We start from the raw sequence: 12,131 nt of genomic DNA, 5'->3' as shown, positions 1-12,131 counted from the left end.
CGGAAACAGGTCCGAGACCGGCATCATGGCCGAGCCGATGATGCCGAACGCATGCCCAATCCCATGCATCTGCAGAACCTTCACAAACGCCTCTTCCGTCGTCATCCTCATCGATCTCGTCCTTTTTCGTTGTTCGCGTTGTCGGGGGTTGGAGGTTGGGGGTTAAAGCTTCTCGTCCTTGAGGGCGTACCAGTGATACATGGCCCGCTGGCCGAGACGCCTGAACGGCGTCAGTGGCCCATGCCCGGGAAGAGGAGAGGTAAAGATCGGGAGATCGATGGCGGCGTTGCCGGCGATGAGCTGCGCCAGCCGCCGTCCGGCCTGCGCCGAGTACATCACTCCGTTGCCGCCATAGCCCATGGCGTAATAAATCGACTGGGTCGGATCCGGCTGGACGATGCGTGGCATCATGTCGTGGCTCACATCGACCCAGCCCCACCAGGAATAATCGAGTTTGATCCCCCGCAGCGCGGGAAACTTGCGGTACAGCCCTTCGAGGAGCAGGTTCAGATGCCGGGGATTTCCCGCATCGGCCCCCGTGATCGCGCTGCGGCTGCCGATCTGCACGCGTCCGTCGGGAAGAAGCCGGTAATAGTGGCGCAGCGTGCGCGTATCGGTCAGCACCAGTTTCGTCTCGAAGCCGCAAGCCTCACGCTCCGAGGCCGTGAGGGGACGCGTGACGACCGAGTTCGACAGAACGGGCATCAGCCGGTGCCTGGTCAGCGAATGCATGCCGGGAGACGTATAGGCCGCCGTGGCCAATGCCACCGCTTTCGCGCGAACGATTCCGCCGGGCGTGGTCAGATAATGAACGTTGCCCTTCGTGGTCCAGCCGATCACCGGGCTGCCGGGATGCACTTTGGCGCCCAACCTGCGAGCCATATCGAGATAGCCGAAGGCCAGCTTGCCCGCATGAATCCCGATGCCGTCCGGCTCATGCATCGCGCCGGCCGCCTCCTGGTCGCGCAGATAAATGCGGTGCAGTTCGTCCCTGCCCACGATCCGGGTTCTGTATCCGAAGACCTCGTTCAGGAGCTTGGATTCCCGTTCCAGAACGGGCATCATCTTCGGCTTGTGAGCGATGTAGAGATGCCCGCCATCCTGCGGCTCGCAATCGAACTCACCCGAATAGATCAACGAGCGGAAGACATCGAAGGCCTCGGCGATCTCGGCATGCATCCGTCTCGCGACATCGACGCCCCAGCGTTCGATCCATTGCGAGCGCTTCAACCGGCCGGATGCGATCTGCGCCTGACCGCCGTTCCGGGTGCTGCATCCCCAGGCGACGCTGTTCGCCTCGAGCACGGTCGCCTTGATGCCGTAATCCTTCGCCAGGTGGATGGCGCAGGACAGCCCCGTGTATCCAGACCCTACGACCACGACGTCGGCATCCATGTCGGCCGTGATGGGGCCGTCGTCCTCCGGCGGCTCCCCAGCCGTCGCGATCCAGTAGGTCGGACAGTAATCGCGGTAACGGCCCGGCCCTTCGTCGACCATCGGATCGTAGGACGGGTCGTACAGGCTCTTTTCGACCCTGTTCTTCGTGATCTGAGTCAGCATCTGAATACCCTCACGCACGTTGGATGATCCGTGTGCTATCGTGGAAGGAGCGGACGGTTCTTGCGGAAGGCCTGTTTATGGACGATGCGCCCGTCCCGAAGCCGGAACAGATCGGCGCCCTGCGCCTCGATCCGCGTTCCATCGGCATTCGTGCCCGTAAAGGTCCACTCGGACACCGCCCGGTCTCCATGCACGAAATGGCCATGATGATCCCAGCGCGCGTCCGGCATGGACGCCCAGACACCCGCGAAGGCCTCGCCGATCGCCTTCGCTCCGACGAAGCGCGTGCCGTGAACCTCCGGTCCACCCACGGCATCGAACACGCAATCCTCAGCGAAATAGGCCATGATGGCGTCGACATCGTGCCGGTTGAAGGCATCGAACAGATCGCTGAGATCCTTCTCGGTTATCGCTTGCGTCGACATAAAACTCTCCTCTTCTTCGAGCCCTCGAAAGGGTAGCCGTCCTCGGGCCGAGCGCTGCCGGTCCAGCGTCGGATCTCGTCGTGATCACCGTTGTCGCGTTGTTGCTTCCCGCGCCGCGGCTATCGCGGCGGCTTTGCGCTTTGAAAGGGTGGCGGTGCCTGTGAACGATGGCTCATGTTGCGTCAGTACCCGAACATTTTCGGCAGCCAGAGCGAGAGCTGCGGGAATGCTGCGATGATGCCGATCGCCACTGTGTTGGCGGCGGCGAACGGGATGGCCTTGAGCGCGATCTCTTCGAGAGAAACCCGCGAGATGCCGGATGCGATGAACAGGTTCTCGCCCAAGGGCGGCGTCTGGAACCCGACGGCCAGGGTGCAGATCATGACGATCCCGAAATGCGTCGGATCGATTCCAACGCTGTACGCGACCGGCAGCATGACGGGCACGAGGATCATGATCGCCGCCAGCGTTTCCATGAACATGCCAACGAAGAGCAGGAACCCGATGAACAGCGCCCAGATGAAGAAGATGTCGTTCGTCAGCGCCAGCGTGCTCTCGGCGATGAGGGCCGGAATTCTGTTGGCCACCAGCAGCCGGCCGAAAACCGTTGCGGTGAACAGAATGAGCAGCACACGCCCGGTCAGCCACGTCGTCGTTTCCAGCGCGCGAAACACGGCATCCCATGTCAGCTCACGATAGATGAGAACGCCGACCACGAGAGTGTAGAAAATTGCGACGACGGCTGCTTCCGTGGGCGTGAACCATCCGGAATAGATCCCGCCCAGGATGATGAACGGCGCCAGCAAAGCCCAGAAGCCCTGATAGGCGGCTTGTGCCGTGTTGCGGATGCTCCAGCTTTCGTTCGATCCGGTATATCCCTTGCGCGCGCTCATCATATAGTTGAGCGCCAGGAGGCTCGCGGCGACGAGTGCGCCCGGAATGAAGCCTGCGATGAAGAGCTTCGAAATCGAGACCGATCCAAACTGGCCGAACTTCGCGACGGCTTCCGGCGGCGCCGCGAACCCGAGCGCCGAGATCCCGAAGATGACCATCGGAATCGATGGCGGAATGACGATTCCGAGGCCGCCCGCCGCGGCGGTGAGCGAGGATGCATAGCCGCGGTCGTAGCCGCGCTTGGCCATCGCCGGAATCATCAGCATTCCCACGGCTGCGGTCGTTGCCGGGCCGGAGCCGGAGATCGCCCCGAAGAACAGGCAGGCGATGACGGTCGCCGCCCCCATGCCGCCCGTGAAGGGACCGGCCAGGCTTTCGGCGACGGCGATCAATCGCCGCGACAGTCCCGCCGCCTCCATCAGGGCTCCGGCGAGAATAAACGCCGGAAGCGCCATCAGCGGGAACGATCCGACCGATGTGAAGGCGATCTGCACGAACTGGATCGGATTCTCGCCGATATAGAGGAATGTCACGAGCGCCGAGATCCCGAGCGCGACCGTGATGGGTGCGCCGATGAACAAAAGGGCGACGAACGTGCCGAATAGAATAAGAGAGATTGTCGCTTCCATGGCCTTCTCCTCCTGGTGCTGCCGCGTGAACGCGCGTTACGCGCTGGAGACGCTCGCGAGGGGCGGCTGGACTTTCAGCTCATCCAGGTCGATGGCGTCGGGATCGGCGATCTCGTCGCCCTTGATCAGCTGACGGTAATGGACTTGGGCGACCCGGATGGCCATGAGTGTGAAGGCGATCGGAAGGATCAGGTAGATGTACTTCATCTCGATGCCCAAGGTCTGAGCCTTCCAGAACTTGTTCATGCGCCTGAAGATGAAGTCGAGCGTGAGATAGACGAAGTACAGGTTGAAGGCGATCCAGAACAGGTCCGCGAAGGCCTCCACGTATTTCGCCCCCTTGCCCGGGAGCAGCTTCAGATGAAACGTCACCCGGTTGTGCGCGTTGAGCTTGGCGGCGTAGCTCGCACCGAAATATGCGAACCACACGAACAGGATCACGGACAGTTCCTCGATCCACGAGATGGAATGTTGAAAGAACTGACGCGCCACGATCTGCGTGAAGAGAAGGACCACGAAGGTCGCCAGCAGAATGCGGCAGATGTAACTTTCGATATTATCGATAATGGTGCGTACTTGGCTCATGGCAAACTCCTCCGCAGGAGGGCGCAGCGACGCGCCCTCTCATCCCATGTCAGTGAGTTCGTCCTAGCCGCTACTTCACTGGGTCGCGTCCGAGCGCCTTGAGCACCGTGTTCAATTTGTCGACGCCGCCGATGCTTTCATAGAATTTCGGCCACACCGCTTTTGTCGCAAGGGATATGAACTCTGCTTCCTTATCGGCCGGCTCGTTGATCTTCATGCCGCGGGAGACAAGTTCCCTTTTGATTTCCTCTTCCTTCGCGCGCAGGAATTGAGCGCTGTGCTTCGTCGCTTCCTGCCCCGCATCGAGGATCGTCTTTCGGTCCTGCTCGGAAAGATCCTGGAATACGGATTCCGAGATGATCAGAGGCTCGATGGAGAAGATGTACCGAATGTTGGTGACGTACTTCTGGACCTCGTCGAACTTCATCGCGTACACGGTCATGTACGGATTGTCCTGGCCGTCGACGACCTTCTGCTGCAATGCGGAGAAGGTTTCGGACCAGGCCATCGGCGTCGGGTTGAGCCCCCACGACTTATAGGCCTCGATCATGATCTCGTTCTTGGGAACGCGAATGACGAGGCCCTTCAGGTCCGCGACGGATTCCACGGGCCGCTTGGAATTGGTGAGCACCCGAAAGCCGGAATAGGCCCAGCCGATGATCCGGACGCCGGCATCGCGGACCGTGTTCTCGATCATTTCCTTTCCAATGGCCCCCTGGGTCAGCTTCTCCGCGTCGTCGAGGCTGAGAATGACGTAAGGCAGCGTCAGCGTGCCGACCGTGGGCGAGAACGGCGTGATGTTGTTGATGGCGAGGATGGACATGTCGAGGGTGCCGGTCGCCGCATTGTTGACCGTATCCTCCTCGGAGCCGAGCTGCCCGTTCAGAAACAGGGTTGCCGTGTGCTTGCCGCCGGACTTGGCCTCGAGGGCCGAGACGAAGGCTTTGCCGAGTTCATGCTGCGTGCCGCCCGCGCCGTCGCCGACTGCGATCTTGAAATTTTTCGCCAGGGCCGGCGATGCCGTCAGAACGGCGAGCGTGGCGACTGTCGCCGAAAAAGCTTTGAGCCTGTGAAGGGCGTTCATGGTTTCCTCCCATATGGATGTGACCTTTCGGCCGAAGCGCGTGCCGGTTCGATGACCTGCCTTCTGACGCTTGGGAAGAAGATGGACTGCCGACCTACCCTCTTGTATATCCAGATATGGCGTTGAATAAGTCCAGATGACCGAGGGCGACGGCTTTGACGAAGGGGTCAGTACCCGAGGCGATCTTCTTCCTCGACAAGAGTCGCCGCGGCAGTCTGCAGGCGCAGATCCGGGAAACCGTCGTCTCCGGCATTCTCTCCGGACGGCTCGTCCCGGGCATGCGGCTTCCATCCACGAGGCGGCTGGCGGACTACCTGAAAATATCCCGGATCACCGTGACCCTTGCCTATCAGGAGCTCGTCGCGCAGGACTACATCACCGTGTCGCCGCGCAGCGTCTATTGCGTTTCGGAGCATGCGCCGATCGAGCGCCTCGCCTTGGGCGCAGCAGACGCTCCCGAAGGTCGTGTCGACTGGGAGCGGCGCCTGAAGACGAAGCTGTCCGACATCAGGTCGATCCGCAAGCCGCTCGACTGGCGGCGCTATCCCTATCCATTTCTTTATGGCCAGATCGACATGTCGCTGTTCGATCTAGCGGCGTGGCGCGACTGCACCCGGCGGGCGCTGGGACGGGCGGATTTCGAGTTCATGGCGGGCGACTTCGCATCGGCCGACGATATGCAGCTCGTCAGCTATATTTCATCCCGGACCCTTCCGCGAAGAGGCATCAAGGCGGAGCCCGACGAGATCCTGGTGACGGTCGGGGCGCAGAATGCGCTCTGGATCGCGATCCATCTTCTCCTGAAGAAGGGCTCTCATGCGGTGTGCGAAAATCCCTGTCACCCTGATCTTTACGCGGCATTGCGGCTCAGCAGGGCGAAAGTGACCACGATAGACGTCGATCACGCAGGCTTGTCGCCCGAACTGCTGCCAGAAGATGTGGATGTCGTTTTCGTGACGCCGAGCCATCATGCTCCAACGGGCGCGCGAATGCCCATGGCCCGGCGGCAGAAGCTGCTTCAATTGGCGGAGGAGCGCGATTTCATCATCGTCGAAGACGATTACGAATTCGAGATGAACTTTCTTGCTCCTCCCTCGCCTGCCCTTCGCTCCCTCGACCGGAGGGGGCGCGTGCTCTATGTCGGCAGCTTCTCGAAATCCCTCTTTCCCGGCCTGCGCCTCGGCTATCTTGTGGCGCCGTCCGCCGTCATTCGCGAAGCGCGGGCGCTCAGGGCGCTCATGCTCCGGCATCCGCCCGGACACTTGCAGCGAACCGCCGCCTATTTCCTCGCTCTGGGCCATTACGATGCAGTGGTCGCGCGCATGCGCAACGAGTTTCAGAAGCGGCACCAGATCATGGCCGCGGCCCTGGAAGCCGAGGGAATGACGATCGCCGGAAAAGCGGATTTCGGTGGAACGTCCTTCTGGATCGAAGGCCCCGAGGGGACGGATGCGGACCGGCTGTCGCAGGAACTCAAGAGCGATGGCGTCCTCATCGAGTCCGGATCTCCCTTCTTTGCGAACGATGCCGAACCTTGTCGCTTTTTTCGCATGGCGTATTCGTCGATTCAGGCGAGCCGCATCCAGGAGGGTGTCCGCCTCACGCGCAAAAGGATGGATGCTCTGCTTTGACGGCCCGCCATTCATGGCCCGATGGGACTTGGCATGAAGACGACCCATGAGCGACGCGGAGGTCCATCACCCTTGAGACAATCGCGCCCGGCTGAGATAGGTGGGATCGGGCGTGGTCGCGCGCGCGGGCGGGAGATAGAGCGTCGTCGTTGCGGTGATGCTCGACGCGAGAAGCTGCTCCAGCATGATCGGGCGGATCACTGGCTCGCATCCGGGCACCGAGGGAGCCTCGTAGAGATAAACCGGATGCAAGCTGGGATAAAAGAGCAGCAGCTTCTCGAGCAGCAGCGGCATCGCCGATGTGTCGTAGGCGAAGCGTCGGAAGGTCAGATCGCCGATCAGTCCCACCTGCCACAGGATGAGCTGAGCCGTGTTGTCGATTGTGCGTGCGTTGAAGAGGAAGTCGGTCGCCTCATAGGATTGGCAGCCGTTCGTTGACGGATCGATGCCGAGATCGGCGAACAGGCAATCCTCGGCGGAGATGCCGGGCAGCATCCGCGCACGATAACCCTCCGCCCTCGCCCGGCGGATGGATTCGTGCGAGGCATAGGCGAAGACGCCGGGATGGCCGTAGAAGGCCGCCACGGTGCGTTGTCCGCTCCGTACGCTCGCCAGGATCCTGTCGACCATCTCCTGATAGGTCCGCATGCGCGGCTTGCCTTCTCCATAGAGGTCGTAGAGCGACTCGGCGCCGTCGGGACAGAGGCGGCGGATCACTTCCTCCGCCACGGGATCGGCGACGATGTAGAAGAGCCGAGCGGCGCATTGCATGCAGGCGATCGTCTCGACGGTCAGTTGGCCTGTTGTCCGGATCCCCGTACCGACCACGAGGAGGTGCTCGTCGTACACGTCGTCTCCTCCCGGACTAGCGCCACCAGAACGGATATGGGACCAGCACGAACGCGACCTGCGGCGCGACGGCCCCCGGCGGCGAGTGCTGCCATGAGGCGATCTGCGGTGCGAATGCTCCCGGAGGTGCCTGTTGCCAAAGTGAGACCTGCGGCGCGACGGCTCCCGCAGGAAGCTGCTGCCAGAACGCCACTTGCGAAGCGACCGCACCCGCGGGCATCTGCTGCCATGGCGCGACCTGTGGAGCGACTGCTCCTGCAGGCGCCTGCAGCCAGGGCGCAGCCTGCGGCGCGACGGCCCCTGCCGGCATTTGCTGCCAGGGCGCGACCTGCGGCGCGATGGCTCCGGCAGGAATCTGCTGCTGGCCTCCGACCTGGAACGCCTCGGCTCCAGGGGGCGGCATCGTGCGCATGTGATCGGCGTACAGCTTCCGAAGCTGCTCCAGTCCGGCGACGACGACGATCTGCGGGCTCGCCGCGCCGCCCGCATCCATGCCTGCCACCCGCGCCTGGATGGCTGCGAGATTGCCGCTCAAAAGCAGCTTGCGGTCCTCATCGGTGAGTTCCGCCCTCTCCATGGCCGCATCCGCGTCGGCGATGAAGCCAGCCAGGACTTTTGGATCCGTCGCAAGATCGGCCAAAAAATCACGCAGCTCGGTTGCCATGGCACCCTCCGCGGAACATCGAGGCAAAGTGTATCGTGGCCCCGTGGAAGTGACCAGCTTCGAGCCCGCGCCATCAGCCGGGCCTCAATGGAAATTTCGAGGCACTCGGCGCACTATTGCCGTCAATCGCCCGCATCGGTCGGGGCGAGAAGCTTCTGCGCCTCCAAGAGATCCCCCGCACCCAGGCCCTCCGTCAATCCGGCGCATAACGGCTCGAGAAGCTTTCGGCATTCGCGCCGCCGTCCCTGTTTTGCCCACAGCCGGGACAGAGATATCGCGGATCGCAGTTCGAATGATGTCGCCTGTTGCCTTCGCGCAATGTCGATCGCGGCGCGCAAGGTTCCTTCCACCGCGACGGCGTCAGCCCCGTTGGCCAGCTGTCCGAGGGCTCGGGCGCGCAGGGCCTCTGCCTCCCAGACGGCCTCCCCGCTGGCGCGTATCATCGCCAGGGCCTCGTCGGCCGTATCAAGGGCGGTCTCACAGTCTCCGCTCGCCCACTGAGCCTCGGAGAGACAGACCAGCAGGATCGGAACGAAGCACCGCCAGCCGGCGTGATGCAGCCCGATCATGCTCTCCCGCGTCAGGATTACGCCAGACGGGACATCGCCTTTCTGGCCCGCCAGCACGCCAAGCAGCATGTTCCCGAACAGAACGTAATCCGGAATCCCGTGCTGGGTGCTGACCTCGAGCGTCTCGCTCGCCAGAGCCTCCGCCCTGTCCCAATCTCTCGCGAGAAGATGAAGCAGCGCACCGTTTCCGAGCGCCTGCGCGAGGGAGAACGGCTGCATCGCGGTGCGGGCATTCGCGACGGCTTCCTCAGCCGTGCGCATGGCGGTGTCCGGCAGCCCGATCAGCCATTCGGCGATGGCGAGATGAAAACGGATCAGCGAGGCCATCTCATGGCCCGTCAGCCGGATGTGCATCTCGCGGTCACCGTCTTCGTAGCACCGCAGCGCCTCTCGCAGACACGCGGCCGCTCCAGCCGGCTCTCCCCGGAAGAGCCGCGCCGCGCCATCGATCATCCAGCGGATGCACAGCACCACACGGTCATCGAGACCATCCGTGGCGGCGCAGATCCGGTCGGCCACGTGCGCGGCATCCGTCCAGCGCGCAGACACGTAGTAAGCTCCGAACAGCCCGCGGAGCGCGTGCACCAGATTGACGCGATCTCCGAGCTCGTCGCAGAGCTCGCAGGCTCGCAGGAACACCTGCTCGGATTCGGGGACGCTGTACCCCCGCGCGGCACGCAGCGCCACGCCTTTGGCGAGCTGGATGCCGAGCTCGGCCCGCATCTGCTCGGGCGAACGCGGCAGGGATCGAAGCTGCATTTCGGCCTTGTCGCAATGGGTAATCGCCTCGCTGTTGGCGAAGCGCTGAAGCGCTCTCTCGGCCGCCCTCTGCCAATGCTCGGCCGCCTGGTGCGCCTGCCCTGCACCGGCATAGTGATGCGCCAGAAGCTCCGGTTGAATGTCCCTGGTTTCCGGCCAGCGCTCCTCGAGCGCCCGTGCGATCGTCGCATGGATCTGGCGCCGCCTGCTCTTCAGGAGGCTCTCGTAGGCAGCATCCCGCACCAGCGCATGCTTGAAACTGTAGGTGGACGCGGGCGGAAGCCCGCTCTGCCTGACCAGACCGGATGAAACGAGCTGTTCCAGGATCTCGCGCAGCTCCTCGTCGCGACGCCCGGTCACATCCGCCAGCATCGCATAGGAGAAATCGCGGCCGATGGCAGCTCCGACCTGCGCGACTTCCTTCGCCGTGCCGAGGCGATCCAGACGGGCGATGAGGGAATCGTGCAATGTCGCGGGTATCGTGACGGGAAACGGAACGCCTGCGAGCGCATAGCTGCGGCCCTCGTCGATCAGGAGCCCGGATTCGATGATCTGCTTGGTCAGTTCCTCAATGAAGAGCGGTATGCCGTCCGTTCTTTCCAGAATCTCGTCGAGCACCTTCCCGGGAAGCGATTTGCCTTCGGCGATCTGCTCGATGACGATCTTGCCCTGGCCCCGCCCCAAGCCGTTGAGCGAAAGGGCGGTCATGTGCCCGTGGCTGCCCCAGGGTAGAGAAAATTCAGGTCGGGCAGTGATGAGCAGCATCACCCTCAGACGGTCGATGCGCTCGCTCACGAGAGTCAGCAGCTCGAGCGTCGTCGGATCGGCCCACTGAGCGTCTTCGCAGATGAAGAGAACCGGCTCGCGGGCTGCCAGCCCCTCCAGCTGCTCGACCGCCGCCTCCAAGGTGAGCTGCTTCTGGCGTTGCGGCGTCATGTCGGGAAGAGAATAGCGGGAGCCCACAGGGACACCGAGCACGGCTGCCAGCAACGGGACCGCCGTGGCGAGCTGCTGCACGTTCCGCCCGAGCAAGGCCTCGAGCTTGTCGAGTTTGACGTCGTGCGGATCGTCGTGCTGGAAGCCGGCGGCATGTTCGAGATATCGAATGACCGGGTGCAGAGGCGTCGAGGCGTGATAGGGCGATCCCTGCAGGAGAGGCGCGACATAGGCTTCTCCGCTCAATCGCTCGCGCAGCGCGAGAAGAAGCCGCGACTTTCCAATTCCCGGCGGTCCCGACAGGATGATGATCTGGCCTTCGCCCATTCTGACCTGCTGCCAGCGCTGCAGAAGCAGCGAGAGCTCCTCCTCGCGCCCCACCAGATGCGTAAAGCCGTCCTTGTGCTTCGCTTCGAAACGGTCGGAGGTCGGGATCGCGCGTTGAACGCGCCACACTTCGAGCGCGTTCACGAAGCCTTTGAGATGCTGCGCGCCGAGGCTCTCCAGCTCGAACAATCCTTTGACGAGGAGACGCGTCGTCGGACCGATGAGAACTTCGCCGGGCCGGGCAAGCGTCTGAAGCCTCGCCGCGAGATTGGGAGTTTCGCCGATCACGGTGTCGGCCGTTTCTCGGCCCGCCAGGTCGCCGATGACCACCGGTCCCGTCGCGATGCCGATGCGCGCCTCCAGGTGCGTTCCATCCGCAGGCTGCAGCCGGGCGATCGTTTCGATCAGCGCGAGCCCTGCCGAGACCGCACGCTCGGCATCGTCCTCGTGCGCCTGCGGCCACCCGAAATAGATCAGCACGCCATCACCCAGAAACTTGGCGACATAGGCTTCGAACCGTGAGGCGACATCGATGCAGGCATCGCGATAGGCGCCGATCACCTCGCGCAGATCCTCAGGGTCGAGGCGGCCCGACAGCTCGGTCGACCCGACCAGATCACAGAAAAGAACCGTCAGCTGCCGCCGCTCGGCGATGCTCGCCGCAGCCTTCTGAGGCTCATCGGAATGGTGTGACGTTTCGGTTTCCAGTCGCGTCCGGAGTGCGGCAATCGAATGCAGCAGCTTCTTCCGATGGCCCAATGCCGAGATGCCCAACTCCTTCAAGTCGGCTTCGGTGAGGCTGCACAAAACCTCGCCCTCGACGGCATTCGCGGCGAACACCTCGGCGTATTGTCCAAGTCCCTGCTCGACGAGCCATCTTGCGACGTCAATCACGGCACGCACCGACTGCAACCGCCTGACACGGCAAGGAAAGTTAGCATAGATCGCAAGGGATCAAGAGAGCCTTTTCCGCCCTGATCGGCGCGCCGCAGCATCAGGCTTGGCCGTTTGAGAGGCAGACGTGATCTCACGGCGAGAACCCGGACAGCTAGGCATAGAAAAGGGCCGCGTCGGAACTCTGTTTCGGCTCCGTCCGCGGCCCTGCAGCCGTATTGCCCCTACGGCGTGCTAAGCAGTAATTGATTCCTATGAGGTACGGCAATCGGTCTCAGGGTACCTCTGAAGAGGTATGCTAAAAATCCTAGCAATAGACCTGTTA

Annotated in this window: 9 protein-coding genes; 1 reads left to right on the top strand and 8 read right to left on the bottom strand. The window is 62.8% G+C overall.

What is annotated here, in order from left to right; translation table 11 throughout:
* Positions 1-162: 162 nt before the first annotated feature.
* The 5 genes from ACS5Q0_RS10230 to ACS5Q0_RS10210 all read right to left on the bottom strand — a co-directional run bounded on the left by ACS5Q0_RS10230 (position 163) and on the right by ACS5Q0_RS10210 (position 5,177).
* Positions 163-1,560, bottom strand: a complete 1,398-nt coding sequence (locus ACS5Q0_RS10230; protein ID WP_473126518.1) for an NAD(P)/FAD-dependent oxidoreductase — start codon at positions 1,558-1,560, stop codon at positions 163-165.
* Between the two features lie 35 nt (positions 1,561-1,595).
* Entirely contained in the window at positions 1,596-1,970 is a 375-nt protein-coding gene (locus ACS5Q0_RS10225; protein ID WP_473126523.1) for a nuclear transport factor 2 family protein, read from the bottom strand.
* Positions 1,971-2,167: 197 nt separating this feature from the next.
* Positions 2,168-3,508: a TRAP transporter large permease gene (locus tag ACS5Q0_RS10220; RefSeq protein ID WP_473126517.1), complete on the bottom strand. Its 1,341-nt coding sequence runs from the start codon at positions 3,506-3,508 to the stop codon at positions 2,168-2,170.
* Positions 3,509-3,544: 36 nt separating this feature from the next.
* The gene (locus ACS5Q0_RS10215; RefSeq protein ID WP_473126516.1) at positions 3,545-4,093 is read right to left on the bottom strand and encodes a TRAP transporter small permease; all 549 of its coding nucleotides are present in this window, start codon (positions 4,091-4,093) and stop codon (positions 3,545-3,547) included.
* A gap of 70 nt (positions 4,094-4,163) precedes the next feature.
* Positions 4,164-5,177, bottom strand: a complete 1,014-nt coding sequence (locus ACS5Q0_RS10210) for a TRAP transporter substrate-binding protein (protein ID WP_473126515.1) — start codon at positions 5,175-5,177, stop codon at positions 4,164-4,166.
* A gap of 155 nt (positions 5,178-5,332) precedes the next feature.
* Between ACS5Q0_RS10210 and pdxR the strand changes: the two genes are divergently transcribed.
* On the top strand, positions 5,333-6,808 hold the full coding sequence (gene pdxR, locus ACS5Q0_RS10205; RefSeq protein ID WP_473126514.1) for a MocR-like pyridoxine biosynthesis transcription factor PdxR: 1,476 nt from the start codon (positions 5,333-5,335) through the stop codon (positions 6,806-6,808).
* Between the two features lie 66 nt (positions 6,809-6,874).
* Here pdxR and ACS5Q0_RS10200 read toward each other — a convergent pair whose 3' ends face one another.
* The 3 genes from ACS5Q0_RS10200 to ACS5Q0_RS10190 all read right to left on the bottom strand — a co-directional run bounded on the left by ACS5Q0_RS10200 (position 6,875) and on the right by ACS5Q0_RS10190 (position 11,806).
* Entirely contained in the window at positions 6,875-7,657 is a 783-nt protein-coding gene (locus tag ACS5Q0_RS10200) for an SAM-dependent methyltransferase (protein ID WP_473126513.1), read from the bottom strand.
* 16 nt (positions 7,658-7,673) lie between these two features.
* Entirely contained in the window at positions 7,674-8,321 is a 648-nt protein-coding gene (locus ACS5Q0_RS10195; protein ID WP_473126512.1) for a hypothetical protein, read from the bottom strand.
* Positions 8,322-8,443: 122 nt separating this feature from the next.
* A complete protein-coding gene (locus ACS5Q0_RS10190) occupies positions 8,444-11,806 on the bottom strand; it encodes an AAA family ATPase (protein ID WP_473126511.1) in 3,363 nt (1,120 codons plus the stop codon).
* Positions 11,807-12,131 lie beyond the last annotated feature (325 nt).

This window comes from Microvirga sp. HS2 (assembly GCF_055792805.1).
Note: the sequence above shows the minus strand (reverse complement) of the source record. Positions and strands in the feature narration are given on the sequence as shown.

Excerpts from the sequence above, each read along its gene's own strand:
- ACS5Q0_RS10230 (WP_473126518.1), bottom strand. The coding sequence starts at position 1,560 with ATGCTGACTCAGATCACGAAGAACAGGGTCGAAAAGAGCCTGTACGAC.
- ACS5Q0_RS10220 (WP_473126517.1), bottom strand. The coding sequence starts at position 3,508 with ATGGAAGCGACAATCTCTCTTATTCTATTCGGCACGTTCGTCGCCCTT.
- ACS5Q0_RS10215 (WP_473126516.1), bottom strand. The coding sequence starts at position 4,093 with ATGAGCCAAGTACGCACCATTATCGATAATATCGAAAGTTACATCTGC.
- ACS5Q0_RS10210 (WP_473126515.1), bottom strand. The coding sequence starts at position 5,177 with ATGAACGCCCTTCACAGGCTCAAAGCTTTTTCGGCGACAGTCGCCACG.
- ACS5Q0_RS10195 (WP_473126512.1), bottom strand. The coding sequence starts at position 8,321 with ATGGCAACCGAGCTGCGTGATTTTTTGGCCGATCTTGCGACGGATCCA.